Raw genomic sequence first — 14,987 nt, 5'->3', positions numbered from 1 at the left:
CGGCGCGCCGGGCGGGCGGGTCACCGCGCGCCTACCATCGGCTCATGACCGACTATGCGCGCGCGGAACGCCGGCAGCTCGCCGACCTGCTCCAGCAGGCCGGCCCGGACCAGCCGACGGTGAACACCGGCTGGACCACCCGCGACCTCGCCGCGCACCTGGTGGTCCGGGACCGCCGGCCGGACGCGATGATCGGCGTGCTGATCCCGCCGCTGGCCGGCCACGGCGAGCACGTGCGGCTGGCCAAGGCCGCGCAGCCGTACGCCCAGGTGGTCCAGGAGGTGCGCACCCCGCCGTGGTGGAGCCCGATCAGCAACCCGCTGGTCGACGCGCTGAGCAACACCGTCGAGTTCTTCATCCACCACGAGGACGTCCGGCGGGCCACGCCCGGCTGCACCCGGCGGGTGCTGGAGCCCGGCGAGCAGCGGGCGATCTGGCAGGCCACCCGGCTGACCGCCCGGCTGGCGCTGCGCAAGGTCGGCTTCCCGGTGCTGGTCGAGGCGCCCGGCTTCGGCACCGTGCGGGTCGGCACCGGCGAGCCGCGGGCCACCGTCACCGGCGAGCCGGGCGAGCTGGCGCTGTTCGTCTCCGGCCGGCAGCGCGTCGCCGAGGTCGCGGTCACCGGCGAGCCGGTCGAGGTCGAGAAGCTCAGGACCGCCGGCCTCGGCATGTAACGGATCAGTCCTCGATCAGCGCGGGCACGCCGCCGCGGCAGACGATCTCGAACTTGATCCGGTCGTCGCCGTCGTGCCGGCCGCGGAACTCGCCCTCGGCGTCGTCGTCCTGCGGGCCCCGGTCCTGCTCGTGCAGCTCGAAGCCCTGCCGCGGCGACATGCTCACCACCTCGGGCCGGGTGCCGGCGCACCGGGCGACGACCGTGCCGGCCCGGGTGGGGAAGGTCCGGGTGACCGCGGCGGCGGACGCCGGCGCCGACGGCGGCCGGTCGCCGGTGCCCACCGAGGCCGACGGCGAGACCGCGAGCTGCCGGGCCAGCTCGTCGGCCACCTCGGCCGCGCTCAGCGGGCGGGTCTCCGGCGCGGTGAGGCCGTCGCCGATGACGGTGATCGCCCCGAGGCCGACCAGCACGGCGAACACCGCCGCGCCGAGCCAGCCGCCGGTCATCAGCAGGGTTCGACGATTCATGGGATCGACTATGCCCGGCCGCACCCTAAGGCGGGCCCGCGCGCACGCTAAGGGACGGTTAAGAGCGCCGGCCCGGGCCGTTCACCGGGTTACCGTGCAGCGTGGCCCACCTTCTGCTGATCGAGGACGACGCGGCGATCCGCACCTCCCTGCTGCGGGCGCTGCGCGAGCGCGGCCATGCCGTCGCCGCCTCGCACACCGCGATGGACGGCCTGCAGACCGCCCTGGCCGAACGGCCCGACCTGGTCGTGCTCGACCTCGGGCTGCCCGACCTGGACGGCCGCGAGCTGCTGCGGATGCTGCGCGCGGTGAGCGCGGTGCCGGTCATCGTGGCGACCGCCCGCGACGACGAGCAGGAGATCGTCCGGGTGCTCGACGCCGGCGCCGACGACTACATCGTCAAGCCGTTCACCGCCGCGCAGCTCGACGCCCGGGTGCGGGCGGTGCTGCGGCGCGGCGGGGCGCCCGGCGCCGGCCCGGTGGCGCTGACGGTCGGCGGGCTGCGCATCGACCAGGGCGCGCGGACGGCCACCCTGGACGGCGCCGACCTGGACCTGACGCCCCGCGAGTTCGACCTGCTGCACCACCTGGCGACCCGGGCCGGGCAGGTGGTGAGCAAGCGGGAGCTGCTCAGCGAGGTGTGGCAGATCCCGTACGGGGGCGCGGACAAAACCGTCGACGTGCACCTGTCGTGGCTGCGCCGCAAGCTCGGCGAGACCGCGCAGGAGCCGCGCTACCTGCACACCGTCCGCGGGGTGGGCGTCCGGCTGAGCGGGCCGGCATGAGGCGGCGGCTGATCCTGCTGGTCGCGGCCACGACCTGCCTGGTGCTGATCGCGTTCCTGGTGCCGCTGGCGCTGCTGGTCCGCCAGGTCACCGAGGACCGGGCGATCGGCCGGGCCGACGACGTGCTGCAGACCATCGTGCCGCAGATCGGCACCAGCGACCCCGCGGCGCTGGCGCTGACCGTGCAGGGGCTGCCGCTGCCGGTCAGCGTGTTCCCGCCGGCCGGGCCGGCGCTGGGCGTGGCCGCCGAGCGCACCCCGGCGGTCCGGCTGGCCCAGCTGAACGCGCGCTCGTTCACCGTCGACACCGCCGCCGGCCGGGAGATCGTGGTGCCGGTGCGCAGCGGGAACGACACGTACGTGCTGCGTACCGTCGTGCCCGCCGACCGGCTGACCAGCGGGGTCGCCCGGTCCTGGCTGGTGCTCGCCGGGCTGGGGCTGGCCCTGGTCGTGCTCGGGCTGCTGGTGGCGGACCGGCTGGCCCGGACCATCGTGGCGCCGATCGCCGACCTGTCGGCGGTCTCGCACCGGCTGGCCCGCGCCGAGCTGACCGCCCGGGCCCGCCCGGCCGGGCCGCCCGAGGTGCGCGAGGTCGCCACCGCGCTGAACCAGCTCGCCGGGCGCATCCAGGACCTGCTCCGCGCCGAACGGGAGCAGGTCGCGGACCTGTCGCACCGGCTGCGCACGCCGCTGACGGCGTTGCGGCTGGAGGCGGAGTCGCTGCGCGACGCCGAGGAGGCGGCCCGGGTCTCGGCCGCCGCGGACAGCATCGAGCGCGCGGTCACGGCGGTGATCCAGCAGGCCCGGCGGCGCGGCGACGACCGCGCGGCGGCCGCCGACGCCACCGCGGTGGTCGCCGACCGGGTGGCGTTCTGGACCGTGCTGGCCGAGGACACCGACCGGGAGGTACGCCGGGAGCTCCCGGCCACGCCGCTACCCGTGGCGCTGCCGGCCGACGAGCTGGCGGCGGCGCTGGACGCGCTGCTGGGCAACGTCTTCGCGCACACCCCGGACGGGACCGGGCTGGCCGTCTCGCTGACGGCGCGCCCGGGTGGCGGGGCGGTGCTGACGGTCACGGACTCGGGACCGGGCTTCCCGGCCGAGGCGCTGCGCCGGGGCGCCTCCGGCAGCGGCTCGACCGGGCTGGGGCTGGACATCGCCCGCCGGGCGGCCGAGGCCGGCGGCGGCACGCTGCACGTCGGCACGGCGCCGGGCGGCGGCGCCCGGGTCCGCCTGGAGCTGGCCCCGGTAAAGCGCTTGCCGCCCGACTGAGCCCACCCGCGGCGGAAAACCCATGGAAATTCGCTTCGTCCTCTGTTGTCCTGACTTCCATGTCACTGTTCGATGACCCCGGCCTGTTCGGGCGCCAGTGGGCCGCCGGGTACGACGAGTCGGGCAACCCCGACCCGGCGCCGGCGGTGGACTTCCTCGCCGGGCTGGCGGACGGCGGGCCGGTGCTGGAGCTCGCCATCGGCACCGGCCGGGTCGCGGTGCCGCTGGCCGCCCGCGGCCTGCGCGTCGAAGGGGTCGAGGGCTCCCCCGAGATGGTGCAGAAACTGCGCGCGAAGCCCGGCGGCGCCGGCATCCCGGTGGTCCTCGGCGACCTGGCCGACGTCGCGGTCCAGGGCCGTTTCCCGCTCGCGTACCTGGTCTTCAACACGCTGTTCAACCTGGTCGACGCGGACCGGCAGGCGGCCTGCTTCCGCAACGTCGCCCGGGTGCTGGCCCCCGGCGGCGCGTTTGTCATCGAGGCCTTCGTGCCGAACCCGGCCGACTTCGAACGCGACGAGCGGCACCCGCAGGTCCGCACGCTGACCGAGGACGAGGCGTCGTTCCGGCTGCACCGCTACGACCGGGCCGCGCAGACGTTCGTCCGGCAGCGGATCGGCTTCACCGCCACCGGGGTGCGGCTCCAGCCGTTCGGGATGCGGTACCTGTGGCCGGGGCAGATCGACCGGCTCGCCGCCGCGGCCGGCCTGCGCCTGGCGGACCGCTACGCCGACTGGCACCGGAGCCCGTTCACCGCGGCCAGCACCGACCACGTCTCGGTCTACCGCGCCGCACCGGCCTTTACCCAGCCTTAGCGATCACGCAGCGCGGCCATAGTGCGCCGGGCGCGAACCTGATGGTGTTCCGCACAGCAGACACCGGAGGTTCTCATGATCAAGCTTCGTACCGCTTCCGCCCTCGCGGCCGGCGCGGTGGCCGCGCTCGCCCTCGGCGGTACGGCGATGGCGGCCGGCAGCGACGACCCGAGTTCGGCACCGTCGCCGTCTTCCTCGTCCTCGTCCTCGTCCTCGTCCTCGTCGTCCTCGTCGCCGTCGTCCGCCGAGGCGATCGGTGTGGACGACGCGAAGGCGATCGCGGTCCAGGCGGCCGGGGGTGGCCGGGTGACCGACGTCGAGCGGGAGACCGAGCACGGCCGGGCGGTCTGGGACATCGAGGTCCAGCAGGGCGCCGTCGAACACGACATCAACGTGGACCGCGCCACCGGGGACGTGCTGCGGCACCGGAGCGAGGCCGACGACGACTCCGACGACCACGGTTCGGACGACTGACGCCGTACCGGAAGAAGCGGAGCCCCGGACCAGCCGGTCCGGGGCTCCGTCGTGCTCGGGTTACCGGTCAGCCGACGAAGAGCAGGCGGTTCGGGGAACCGGTGCCCGGGCTGGTCACCTTGTTGAGGGTGGCCCGGTTGACCAGGTAGTCGCGCACCTGGGCCGGGGTGTAGGAGGTGTTGGCCGCCAGCACCAGGGCCGCGGCGCCGGCCACGTGCGGGGACGCCATCGACGTGCCGCTGATCGTGTTGGTGGCGGTGTTGCTGGAGTACCAGGCCGACTTGATGGACGAGCCCGGCGCGAAGATGTCCAGGCAGGTGCCGTAGTTGGAGTAGGAGGCCTTGGCGTCGGTGCTCGTGGTGGCGCCGACCGTGATGGCCGAGGCGACCCGCGACGGCGAGGAGTTGCAGGCGTTCGCGGTCGAGTTGCCGGCCGCCAGCGCGTACGTGACCCCGGAGCTGATCGAGCTCGCAACGGCGTTGTCCAGCGCGGTGCTGACGCCGCCACCGAGGCTCATGTTCGCCACGGCCGGCTTCCTGGCGTTCTGGGTGACCCAGTTGACGCCCGCGATGACGCCGGCGTTGGTGCCGCTGCCCGAGCAGTTGAGCACCCGGACGCCGACGAGCTTGACGGCCTTCGCGACACCCCAGGTGGCGCCGCCGACCGTGCCCGCGACGTGCGTGCCGTGGCCGTTGCAGTCCACGCCGCCGGTGCCGACCGCGTCGTAGCCGTAGGTGGCCCGCCCGCCGAAGTCGCTGTGCGTGTACTTGATGCCGGTGTCGATGATGTACGCCGTCACGTTGCTTGCCGTGGTGTTGTACGTGTACGTGGTGCTCAGCGGCAGGCTCGCCTGGTCGATGCGGTCGATGCCCCAGGTGGCGCCGGTCTGCGTGGCGAGCAGCGAGACCCGCTGGTTCTGCTCCACGTACGCGACGCTCGGGTCGGCGGCGAGCTTCTTCGCCGCGGCCTCGCTCATCCCGGCCTCGAAGCCGTTGAGGGCGGCGCCGAACGTCCGGCGCACCTGCGCGCCGTAGCCACGGGCCAGGCTCGCCGACTTGTCGCCGACGGCCGCGACGCGGTTCGCCTTCGTGCCGACCGCGCTGTCCTTGAGAACCACGATGTAGCTGCCGGCCACCGCGTCGGCGGTGCCGGCGAGCCGGATCTGCCCGGTGGCCGGTGCCGCCGTCGCCGGGGTCACCGTCGCGACGGTCGTCGCTGCCACCACGAGCACACTCACGGCCAGGAACCGGCCGCTGCTGGGGCGTCGAATCGCCATTCTTTTCCTCTCTCGCGCCTGCGGACCTCGGGTTCCGGGCTCGTGGCCCACGTCGATCCGTTGAGCTGAGGTTAGGCGCAAGGCGTCGACAGTTCTCTATATCGAATGGGCCATACCGCCATATGTAAAGAGCACTGACCTGCACGGAAAGCCGTCCGGCCGATTGACAACCGTGCCGCACGAGGGGGCCCGGGTGACCCCCCGGATAGGATTGCGGCGCAGGTCAGCCCGGCGATCGTGGAAGATCAGGGCTAGGCACTCTGGCCCTGGCGACCTCCTGGCAATACTCTGCGGTAACACAGCTGTCACGTAATCCCCCCAGACACGCAAAGAGGCGGCGCCCGATGGCTCTCGAGGTTCCCTACCGGTCGATCCCGGACATGTTCCTGCAACGTGTGCGGGCCACCCCCGACGGTCAGGCATTCGCCGTACCGACCGCGGATGACACCGCGATCACGTGGCTGACGTGGTCGCAGGTCGGTGAGCGCGCCAAGGCGATCGCCGCCGGACTGGCCGGGCTCGGCGTGGGCCTGGAGGACCGGGTCGCCATCATCTCCGGCACCCGGCTCGAATGGGTCCTGGTCGACCTCGGCATCAACTGCGCCGGCGCGGCGACCACCACGGTGTACCCGACCACCGAGCCCGAGGACGCCGCGTACATCGTGGCCGACTCCGGCTCGAAGGTGCTGGTCGCCGAGGACCCCAAGCAGGCGCTCAAGCTGGCCGGCGCGGAAACCTCGATCACCCACGTGGTGCTGATCGACGGCCTGGCCGACGCGGCCGCGTCGCCGCCCCAGCTCACCCTCGCCGAGCTGGAGGAGCGGGGCCGGGCGGCGCTCGCCCAGCAGCCCGACCTGGTCGACAAGCTCGTCGAGGGCGTCGGCCCGGACCACATCGCGACCCTGATCTACACCTCCGGCACCACCGGCCGGCCCAAGGGCGTGCAGCTGCTGCACCGCGGCTGGGCCTGGGAGGGCGTGGCGCAGGCCGGGCTCGGCCTGTTCGAATCGACCGACCTGCAGTACCTCTGGCTCCCGCTGTCGCACTCGTTCGGCAAGACGCTGCTCTGCGGCATCCTGCACGTGGGCGTGCCGACCTACGTCGACGGCCGGGTGGACAAGCTCGTCGACATGCTCGCCGTGGTGCAGCCGACGCTGATGTGCGCCGCGCCCCGGATCTTCGAGAAGGTCTACAACAAGACCGTCACCACCGCGCTGGGCGCCGGCGGCGCGAAGGCGAAGATCTTCAGCTGGGCGGTCGGTGTCGGCAAGCAGAAGGTCGCCCTGGAGCAGGCCGGCAAGCCGGTCGGCGGGGTGCTCAAGGCCAAGTACGCGGTCGCCGAGAAGCTGGTCTTCAGCAAGCTCCAGCAGCGCCTCGGCGGCCGGCTGCGGGTGCTGGTCTCCGGCTCGGCGCCGCTGAGCCACGACATCGGCGAGTTCTTCGCCGCGGCGAACCTGCCGATCATGGAGGGCTACGGCCTGACCGAGTCGAGCGCGGCGAACTTCGTCAACCGGCTCGGCAAGCTCAAGATCGGTACGGTCGGCCAGCCGCTGGGCGACCTGGAGTGCCGCATCGACACCGACGGCGAGATCCTGCTGCGTGGCGCCCCCGTCATGCGCGGTTACCACAATCTGCCGAAAGAGACGGAGGAGGCGTTCACCGAGGACGGCTTCTTCCGCACCGGTGACATCGGCGAGCTGGACAGCGACGGCTACCTGAAGATCACCGACCGGAAGAAGGACCTGGTCAAGACCTCCGGCGGCAAGTACATCGCGCCGTCGGCGATCGAGGGCATGTTCAAGGCGGTCTGCCCGTACACCTCGCAGGCGGTCGTCGTGGGCCAGGCCCGCAACTACGTGACGATGCTGATCTCGCTGGACGAGGACGCGATCGGTGGCTGGGCGGCGAACGGCCCGCTTGCCGGCAAGTCCTACCAGGAGATCCTGGCGGCGCCGGAGACCGAGAAGCTCATCGCGGACTACATCGAGGAGCTCAACGGCAAGCTCAACCGGTGGGAGACCGTCAAGAAGTTCGCCATCCTGCCGCGTGACCTGAGCATCGAGCACGGCGAGATCACCCCGTCGATGAAGATCAAGCGGCGCAGCGTGGAGACCAACTTCGCCGGCCAGATCGACAAGATGTACGCGGGGTCGCTCGTCCAGATGTAGGTCCTGCGAGTTCTTCCGGCGGCGGTCCGTGCTCGGCACGGGCCGCCGCTCGCGTGTCAGGGGCCGTGACAGGGCCGCGTCAGGCCCGTGACAGTCCCGGCCCCGATCGTGGACGCATGACAAGCTCAGCGATAACGGTCTCCGGGCTGCGAAAAGCGTTCGGGGACAAGGTCGTGCTCGACAGCATCGACCTGGATGTGCAAGCCGGCACCGTCCTGTCCCTGCTGGGTCCGAACGGTGCGGGCAAGACGACCGCGGTGAACGTGCTGACCACGCTGATGAGGCCCGACGGCGGGACGGTCCGGGTCGCCGGGCACGACATCGTCACCGAGGCCAAGGCGGTGCGCGCGGCGATCGGGGTCACCGGCCAGTTCGCCGCGGTGGACGAGCTGCTCACCGGGCAGGAGAACCTGCAGCTGATGGTGGATCTTCACCGGGTCGGCAACCGGATCATCGGGGAGCTGCTGGACCGCTTCGACCTCGCGGAGGCGTCATCGAAGCGGGTGACCACCTATTCCGGGGGCATGCGCCGCAAGCTCGACCTGGCGATGACGCTGGTCGGCAAGCCACGGATCATCTTCCTGGACGAGCCGACCACCGGGCTGGACCCGCGCAGCCGCCGCACGATGTGGGGCATCATCCGCGAGCTGGTCGCCGACGGGGTGACCGTCTTCCTCACCACCCAGTACCTCGAGGAGGCCGATCAGCTGGCCGACCGGATCGCGGTGCTCGACCGGGGCCGGTTGGTCGCGGAGGGCACCTCCGCCGACCTCAAGCGGCGGATTCCCGGCGGGCACGTCCGGTTCCGGTTCGCCGGCGTCCGCGACCTCGACGCGGCCGCGCTGGTCGTGGCCGGCGCCACCCGCGACGACGAGGGACTGAGCCTGCGGGTGGCCGGCGACGGCGGGCCGGAGTCGGTGCGGGCGCTGCTCAACCGGCTGCACGAGCACGCGGTCCCGGTCGAGGGGTTCTCCGTGCACACGCCGGACCTCGATGACGTCTTCCTCGCCCTGACCAGCCACTCGAGCACGGAGGTGCCGGCGTCATGACCACCACTGCGACCCCGCTGGGTGACTCGGCGATCATGTTGCGCCGCAACTTCCGGCACACCGTCCGGAACCCCACCTCGGTGTTCAACGCGATCCTGTTCCCGATCGTCATCATGCTGATGTTCGTGTACCTGCTCGGCGGCGCCTTCGACGTCGGCGAGAAGTACGTCGACTACGCGACCCCGGGGATGATCCTGCTGGCCATCTGTTACGGGTTGAGCGCCACCTCGACGGCCGTCAACTCCGACATGACCAAGGGCATCATCAACCGCTTCAAGGTCATGGACGTCTCCCGCGGCGCGGTGCTGACCGGGTACGTGGCCACCACGGTCGTCACCAACCTCATCGCCGTCGCCGCCGTCGTCGCGACGGCCCTGCTGCTGGGCTTCCGCTCGCCCGCGGATCCCCTCGACTGGCTCGGGGTGCTCGGTCTCGTGCTGCTCACCGCGCTCGCGACCAGCTGGCTCTCGGTCGCCCTGGGCCTGGCCGCGAAGACCCCGGAGACGGCGGGCATGGCCACCGTGCCGCTGATCATGCTGCCGTTCTTCAGCAGCGCGATCGTGCCCGCCGAGAAGATGGGGCCGGGCGTCCGGCAGTTCGCGGAGTACCAGCCCTTCACACCGATCATCGAGACCCTGCGGGGGCTGCTGGCCGGCACCCCGTCGGCCGGCGACGCGATCACCGCGACTGCCTGGTGCGTCGGGATCGCGCTCGTCGGCTACCTGTGGGCGCTCGCCTCGTTCAAGAAGCGAGCGTGACCGCGACCAGCTGATCCCAGCCCGTCCGGGTGCCCTCCCGCGCCGCCTCGGCGAACCGTGTGTCGCCGAGGCGGCGTCGCGCTTCCTGCTCGATCCGGGCCACGTCCGGGTGCGCACGATGCGGCAGCCCCCGCACCCCGGCGCTCGCCGCCAGCAGCCGTGCGGCCTGCTCGCCCTGCCCGCGGCGCAGGGCCAGGTCGGCGACCCCGACGATGACCTGCGCGATCAGGGACGGGTAGCCGGCCTCGGCCGCCGCCTCGTAGGCGGCGGTGTGGTGCTGGTGCGCCGCGTCGAGCTCCTCGGCCAGGTAGCCGAGCAGGTCCTGGGTCACCGCGCGGACGTGCGGCCGTTGGGCGCCGCCGCCCAGCAGGGTGGTCGCGAGGTCGAGCTGCCGGCGGGCCGCCGCGGCGTCGCCGGCCCACCGGGCCAGGTCCGCCCGCGACAGGGCCAGCTCGGCCAGCGCGTCCGGCCAGGTGACCCGCGCCGCGAACCGCTGCCCCTCGGCGATCACCGCCGCGGCGGCCGCCCGGTCGCCCAGCATCCAGTACAGCTGCGCCTGCCGGGCCCGCAGGCTGATCACGTCCTCGGTGGCGCCGACCTCGGTGACGACCGCGATCGCCTCCTCGTAGTGCTCGCAGGCGGCGACCAGCTCGCCGCGCATGGCGATCCGGTCGGCCAGCTCGGTCAGGGCGAACGAGATCCCCTGCCGTTCGCCGAGCGCCCGGAACTCGGCGAGCGCCCGTTCCAGGTACGCGTCCGCGTCCCGGCCGCCCTCGCCGAGGTGGACCCGGGTCTTGCCGAGCAGCAGCCGGGTCTGTGCGCGTACCCAGGGGTCGGCGTCCTCCAGCAGCGGCTCGAACGCGGGCAGGAACGCCGCCGGCTCCCGCAGAATCCGTTCCATCGGCGGGACGAAGCCCATCAGCGGGTGCCGGCCCCCGGCCTGCCCGGTGAGCCGGTACGCCTTGTGGATCCACTCCTCGGCCTCACGTTCGTCACCCCGCCCGCTGGTCAGGAAGAGCACGATCAGCGCGTACACCATGGCGCGGACGTCGTCGGCCACCGTGCCGGGCACCGCGGTGGCCGCCATCGTCAGCTCCAGGCCCTCGGCCTTGTGCCCGGCCAGCCACCAGTACCAGCCGGCGCCCGCCGTGAGCCGCATCGCCGCCTGCGCCTCGCCGGCCGCCAGCGCACCGCGCATCGCGGTGCCGATGTTGTCGTACTCGGCCTCCAGCGTGGCCAGCCAGGCCAGCTGCTCGGCGCGGCGCAGGTGCGGCTCGGCGGCCTCGGCGAGTTCGGTGAAGTAGCCGAGGTGCGCCTGCCGCACCCGGTCCGGCTCCCCCGCCTCGGCGAGCCGGAGGGCCGCGTACTGCTTGATCGTCTCGAGCATCCGGTAGCGCGGCGCGCCGTCGCCCTCGGTGAGCAGCAGCGACTTCTCGGCCAGCGAGGTGAGCACCTCGAGCACCTGCTCCGGCTCGACCCCGTGGCCGGCGCAGACCCGCTCGGCCGCCTCCAGGCCCGCGCCGCCGGAGAACACCGCGAGCCGGCGCAGCACCAGCCGTTCGGCGTCGGTGAGCAGCTCCCAGCTCCAGTCGACCACCGCCCGCAGCGTCCGGTGCCGCGGCAGGGCGGTCCGGCTGCCACCGGTGAGCAGGCGGAACCGGTCGTCGAGCCGGTGCGCGAGCTGGTCCAGCGACATGGTGCGCAGCCGGGCCGCGGCCAGCTCGATCGCCAGCGGGATCCCGTCCAGCGCCCGGCAGACGCGCGCCATCGTGACCGACGTGGGGGCATCGACGGCGAGATCCTTGCGGACCGCGGCCGCCCGGTCCCGCAGCAGCCGGACGGCGGGCGCGGACTCGATCTCGCCGGGGCCGGCGTCGCGCTGCGGCAGGGCCAGCGGCTCGACCAGCCACACCGCCTCGCCGGTGATGCCGAGCGGCTCCCGGCTGGTCGCCAGGATCCGCAGCCGCCGGCACTCGCCCAGCACCCGATGGGCGAAGATCGCCGCCTGCTCGATCACGTGCTCGCAGTTGTCCAGGATCAGCAGCGCCTCGCGCTCGCGCACGGCGGCGATGAGCCGGTCCGTCAGGTCCGCGTTCGGGGCCCCGCCGAGCAGCGCGTCCCGCAACCCGAGCCCGGCGAGCGTCGACTGCGCCACGTCACCCTCCGGGCCGATGGTGGCGAGCTCCACCAGCCAGACGCCGTCCGGCAGGTCGCCGAGCAGCGTGCGCGCGGTCTCGGTGGCCAGCCGGGTCTTGCCGGAGCCGCCCGGCCCGATCAGCGTGGTGAGCCGGTGACCGGCGAGCAGCGCCCGGACCGCGGCGACATCGGCGTCCTTGCCGACGAAGCTGGTCAGCTCGGCCCGCAGGTTGGTCTGCCGGTGGTGCTGCGGCCGGCCCAGCTCGCCGCGCAGCAGCGCGACGTGCAACGCGGACAGCTCCGGCGAGGGATCGGCGCCCAGGGTGTCGGCCAGGGCGGCGCGGGTGCGCTGGTACGCCAGCAGGGCCTCGTTGTCGCGCCCGGCCGCCACGAGGGCCCGCATGAGCGCGGCGACGAGCCGTTCCCGCAGCGGGTACGCGGCCACCAGGTCGGTCAGCTCGGTGACCAGCTCGGCGGCGTGGCCCAGGCCGGTCTCCGCGTCGAAGCGGTCCTCCAGCGCGGCCAGGCGCAGCCCCTCGAGCCGGGTGACCGCCGCCTCGAACGCCGCGCTGTCCGGCAGCCGGACGTCCTGCATGGCGGCGCCGCGCCACAGGGCGAGGGCCTCGCGCAGCAGCCGTGCCCGCCGGGGGGCGTCGTCACGGACCTGGCCCGCGGTGAGGAGGCGGGCGAACCGCACGGCGTCGACGGCGTCGGGCGCGACCATCAGCCGGTAGCCGTCGGTCTGCCCCTCGATCGATCCCTCCGGAAGCACCTTGCGCAGCCGGGAAACCAGGCGGTGCAACGCGTTCGCCGCGTCGGCCGGCGGCTGCTCGCCCCAGATCCAGTCGACGAGCGTGTCCCGGCCGACCACCCGGCCGGGTTCGAGCGCGAGCGCGATCAGCAGCCCGCGCAGCCGCGCGCCCGGCACGTCGGCGAGGGAGCCGTTTTCCGTGCGAACCTCGAACGGGCCGAGCATCCCGATGTGCACGCGGCAGATCTTGCCACGCGCGGGTGCCGGCGCCCGCCCCTGTCTCACCCGAGCCAGACGCCGTCGCGCATCAGCGTCCGGCCCTTGATCTCGTTCTCCTCCCGCCAGGCCTGGATGCGCTCGGGCCGCAGCACCAGATAGACGTAGCTGCCGCCGATCTTGCGCGGGTCCCAGTCCGTACCGTCGGCGTAGCCGTCCGCCACCCACGGCGGCGCGTCCCGCACCGGGAAGGTCTCCACCAGCCGCGCGTCGATCATCACGACGTCGCGGGTCGTGCCGAGGGCGAGCCGCACGGTGCCGGTGGCGGTCAGGCCCGCGGCCGTGCGGGAGGCGCCGTCGGTGGCCAGCACGATGTGGTCCCGCAGCCAGGCGAGGGTCAGCGGCACCAGGTAGGGGCCGTCGGGGGTGGCGGTGGCCACCCAGGCATCGGCCACCGGGGCGGTCAGCTTCGCCAGGACATCGGCCTTGCGGACCGCTGCGGGGCGGGGTTCGGGAGGAGTCACGGCCATGTGTGCCAGTACAGCACCGCGCCGGGCGACGCGGCCATGCCTGCCGGCGCGGCAGGTCGCGGGTGCCGGACCGGGGGTCGGCCGGGGCGGTGTGGTCGGGGCGGGTCAGGCGATGACCGCGGGGGTGCGCCATGCCGGGCGGGCCGCGCGGTCGAGGTCGTGGCGGACCGAGGCGATCCGGCGGACCGCTTCGGTGAGGTCGTCGGCGGGCAGCGCGAACGGCAGCCGGATGAAGCGTTCCAGGGTGCCGTCCAGGCCGAAGCGCGGGCCGGGCGCCAGCCGCACGCCGACGTCCTCGGCCGCCCGGGACAGCGCGCTGGAGATCGGCCCGTCCAGCTCCGCCCAGAGCATCACCCCGCCGGCCGGCACGGTGAAACGCCACTCCGGCAGGTACTCGCCCAGCGCCGCGACCAGCGCGTCCCGCCGGGCCGCCAGCTGCGCGCGGCGAACCGCGACGATCGACTCGGCGTCCCGCAGCAGGTGGCACGCGACCAGCTGTTCGAGGACCGGGCTGGCCATGTCGACGCCCACCCGCAGGGCCGCGAGCCGCTGCACCAGCGGTGCGGACGCCCGCACCCAGCCGATCCGCAGGCCACCCCAGTAGGCCTTGCTCATGCCGCCGATCGAGACCACCCGCGAGTGCCGGTCGAAGACGGCGACCGGCGGCGGCACCGGCGTGCCGTCCAGCGACAGGTCCACGAACGACTCGTCGACGACCAGCTCGGTGCCGGCGGCGTGTGCCGCGGCGACGAGGCGTTCGCGCAGCTCGGCGGGCATCAGGTGGCCGGTCGGGTTCTGGAACTCCGGGATCACGTACGCCAGCCGGGGCCGGGTCTGCCGCAGCGCGCCGAGCAGCATCTCGCCGTCCCAGCCGGAGGCCGCGTCGAGCCCGTGGGTGTTGATCCGGGCCCGCCGCGCGGCGAGGGCGGCGAGCGCGTTCGGATAGGTGGGCGACTCGACCAGCACGGTGGCGCCGGCCGGGACCGACAGCCGCAGCACCAGGTCGAGGGCGTGCTGCACGCCGCTGGTGATGAGGATCTGCTCGGCGCTGGTCGGCGCGCCCCGGGCGGTGTAGCCGTCCGCGACCGCCTCCCGCAGCTCCATCAGCCCGGTCGGGTGGTAGCCCGCGCTGCCGAGGAAACGCGGCAGGTCGTCGGCGGCGGCACGGGCGGCGGGCACGAGCTCGACGGGCGCGGCCGAGGCGGCCACACCCAGGTCGATCATGTCCATGTCGTCGCCCGGCGTCCACAGCCCGGAGGTGGCGACCCGGTGGCCGTTCGGCAGGGTGGTCCAGCTGCCGGCACCGCGCCGGCTGGTCAGGTGCCCGGTCTCCCGGAGCGACCGGTACGCGGCCGTGACGGTGGTCCGGCTGATGCCCAGCGCCTCGGCGAGCTCGCGTTCGGCGGGCAGGCGCACGCCCAGCGGCAGCCGGCTGTCGGTCAGCAACCCGCGGATCGCCCCGGCGAGCGCGGCGTAGTCCGGACTGCGGTGCCGCCCCGGCAACGAGTGCCACTGACCGAGCAGACGAGCCAATTGGCCCCCGCGAACCGACGTCGTCATGGCCACCTCCGGCAAATTGGCTCTTTGATCGCGCGTAATTGGCCTTCAGAGTGGCATC

The 14,987-nt window shown here is 73.6% G+C and carries 13 protein-coding genes; 8 read left to right on the top strand and 5 right to left on the bottom strand.

Annotation, left to right across the window (positions count from 1 at the left end; all coding sequences use genetic code 11):
* Positions 1 to 44: 44 nt before the first annotated feature.
* Complete coding sequence (locus ACIBQZ_RS18405; protein ID WP_396089903.1) at positions 45 to 674, top strand: TIGR03085 family metal-binding protein; 630 nt, start codon at positions 45 to 47, stop codon at positions 672 to 674.
* Between the two features lie 4 nt (positions 675 to 678).
* Here the strand turns inward: ACIBQZ_RS18405 and ACIBQZ_RS18400 are convergent, their stop codons facing one another.
* Positions 679 to 1,143: a hypothetical protein gene (locus ACIBQZ_RS18400; protein WP_396089902.1), complete on the bottom strand. Its 465-nt coding sequence runs from the start codon at positions 1,141 to 1,143 to the stop codon at positions 679 to 681.
* A gap of 101 nt (positions 1,144 to 1,244) precedes the next feature.
* Between ACIBQZ_RS18400 and ACIBQZ_RS18395 the strand changes: the two genes are divergently transcribed.
* From ACIBQZ_RS18395 to ACIBQZ_RS18380, 4 genes are all read left to right on the top strand, one after another.
* Positions 1,245 to 1,928, top strand: a complete 684-nt coding sequence (locus tag ACIBQZ_RS18395; RefSeq protein WP_396089901.1) for a response regulator transcription factor — start codon at positions 1,245 to 1,247, stop codon at positions 1,926 to 1,928.
* Positions 1,925 to 3,199: a sensor histidine kinase gene (locus ACIBQZ_RS18390; protein ID WP_396089900.1), complete on the top strand. Its 1,275-nt coding sequence runs from the start codon at positions 1,925 to 1,927 to the stop codon at positions 3,197 to 3,199. The genes ACIBQZ_RS18395 and ACIBQZ_RS18390 overlap by 4 nt, the downstream gene beginning before the upstream one ends.
* Positions 3,200 to 3,258: 59 nt before the next feature.
* On the top strand, positions 3,259 to 4,011 hold the full coding sequence (locus tag ACIBQZ_RS18385) for a class I SAM-dependent methyltransferase (protein WP_396089899.1): 753 nt from the start codon (positions 3,259 to 3,261) through the stop codon (positions 4,009 to 4,011).
* 75 nt (positions 4,012 to 4,086) lie between these two features.
* Positions 4,087 to 4,485 carry a PepSY domain-containing protein gene (locus ACIBQZ_RS18380; RefSeq protein ID WP_396089898.1) on the top strand — a complete coding sequence of 133 codons (399 nt, stop codon included), beginning with the start codon at positions 4,087 to 4,089 and terminating at the stop codon, positions 4,483 to 4,485.
* A gap of 67 nt (positions 4,486 to 4,552) precedes the next feature.
* Here ACIBQZ_RS18380 and ACIBQZ_RS18375 read toward each other — a convergent pair whose 3' ends face one another.
* Complete coding sequence (locus tag ACIBQZ_RS18375; protein WP_396089897.1) at positions 4,553 to 5,761, bottom strand: S8 family peptidase; 1,209 nt, start codon at positions 5,759 to 5,761, stop codon at positions 4,553 to 4,555.
* A 344-nt stretch (positions 5,762 to 6,105) separates the two neighbouring features.
* Between ACIBQZ_RS18375 and ACIBQZ_RS18370 the strand changes: the two genes are divergently transcribed.
* From ACIBQZ_RS18370 to ACIBQZ_RS18360, 3 genes are all read left to right on the top strand, one after another.
* On the top strand, positions 6,106 to 7,929 hold the full coding sequence (locus ACIBQZ_RS18370) for an AMP-dependent synthetase/ligase (protein WP_396089896.1): 1,824 nt from the start codon (positions 6,106 to 6,108) through the stop codon (positions 7,927 to 7,929).
* Positions 7,930 to 8,045: 116 nt separating this feature from the next.
* On the top strand, positions 8,046 to 8,978 hold the full coding sequence (locus ACIBQZ_RS18365) for an ATP-binding cassette domain-containing protein (protein WP_396089895.1): 933 nt from the start codon (positions 8,046 to 8,048) through the stop codon (positions 8,976 to 8,978).
* The gene (locus tag ACIBQZ_RS18360) at positions 8,975 to 9,736 is read left to right on the top strand and encodes an ABC transporter permease (RefSeq protein WP_396089894.1); all 762 of its coding nucleotides are present in this window, start codon (positions 8,975 to 8,977) and stop codon (positions 9,734 to 9,736) included. The genes ACIBQZ_RS18365 and ACIBQZ_RS18360 overlap by 4 nt, the downstream gene beginning before the upstream one ends.
* On the opposite strand, the gene ACIBQZ_RS18355 is transcribed toward ACIBQZ_RS18360, so the two are convergent.
* The 3 genes from ACIBQZ_RS18355 to ACIBQZ_RS18345 all read right to left on the bottom strand — a co-directional run bounded on the left by ACIBQZ_RS18355 (position 9,720) and on the right by ACIBQZ_RS18345 (position 14,929).
* Positions 9,720 to 12,860, bottom strand: a complete 3,141-nt coding sequence (locus ACIBQZ_RS18355) for a BTAD domain-containing putative transcriptional regulator (protein WP_396089893.1) — start codon at positions 12,858 to 12,860, stop codon at positions 9,720 to 9,722. The genes ACIBQZ_RS18360 and ACIBQZ_RS18355 overlap by 17 nt on opposite strands.
* Positions 12,861 to 12,904: 44 nt before the next feature.
* Entirely contained in the window at positions 12,905 to 13,369 is a 465-nt protein-coding gene (locus tag ACIBQZ_RS18350) for a pyridoxamine 5'-phosphate oxidase family protein (RefSeq protein WP_396089892.1), read from the bottom strand.
* Between the two features lie 105 nt (positions 13,370 to 13,474).
* The gene (locus ACIBQZ_RS18345) at positions 13,475 to 14,929 is read right to left on the bottom strand and encodes a PLP-dependent aminotransferase family protein (protein ID WP_396089891.1); all 1,455 of its coding nucleotides are present in this window, start codon (positions 14,927 to 14,929) and stop codon (positions 13,475 to 13,477) included.
* Between the last annotated feature and the right edge of the window lie 58 nt (positions 14,930 to 14,987).

The organism is Actinoplanes sp. NPDC049599 (genome assembly GCF_044465625.1).
GTDB lineage: Bacteria > Actinomycetota > Actinomycetes > Mycobacteriales > Micromonosporaceae > Actinoplanes.
Note: the sequence above shows the minus strand (reverse complement) of the source record. Positions and strands in the feature narration are given on the sequence as shown.

Coding starts and splice junctions, on each gene's coding strand:
- ACIBQZ_RS18375 (WP_396089897.1), bottom strand. CDS start 5,761: ATGGCGATTCGACGCCCCAGCAGCGGCCGGTTCCTGGCCGTGAGTGTG.
- ACIBQZ_RS18390 (WP_396089900.1), top strand. CDS start 1,925: ATGAGGCGGCGGCTGATCCTGCTGGTCGCGGCCACGACCTGCCTGGTG.
- ACIBQZ_RS18370 (WP_396089896.1), top strand. CDS start 6,106: ATGGCTCTCGAGGTTCCCTACCGGTCGATCCCGGACATGTTCCTGCAA.
- ACIBQZ_RS18360 (WP_396089894.1), top strand. CDS start 8,975: ATGACCACCACTGCGACCCCGCTGGGTGACTCGGCGATCATGTTGCGC.
- ACIBQZ_RS18385 (WP_396089899.1), top strand. CDS start 3,259: ATGTCACTGTTCGATGACCCCGGCCTGTTCGGGCGCCAGTGGGCCGCC.
- ACIBQZ_RS18365 (WP_396089895.1), top strand. CDS start 8,046: ATGACAAGCTCAGCGATAACGGTCTCCGGGCTGCGAAAAGCGTTCGGG.
- ACIBQZ_RS18345 (WP_396089891.1), bottom strand. CDS start 14,929: ATGACGACGTCGGTTCGCGGGGGCCAATTGGCTCGTCTGCTCGGTCAG.
- ACIBQZ_RS18400 (WP_396089902.1), bottom strand. CDS start 1,143: ATGAATCGTCGAACCCTGCTGATGACCGGCGGCTGGCTCGGCGCGGCG.
- ACIBQZ_RS18350 (WP_396089892.1), bottom strand. CDS start 13,369: ATGGCCGTGACTCCTCCCGAACCCCGCCCCGCAGCGGTCCGCAAGGCC.
- ACIBQZ_RS18405 (WP_396089903.1), top strand. CDS start 45: ATGACCGACTATGCGCGCGCGGAACGCCGGCAGCTCGCCGACCTGCTC.
- ACIBQZ_RS18380 (WP_396089898.1), top strand. CDS start 4,087: ATGATCAAGCTTCGTACCGCTTCCGCCCTCGCGGCCGGCGCGGTGGCC.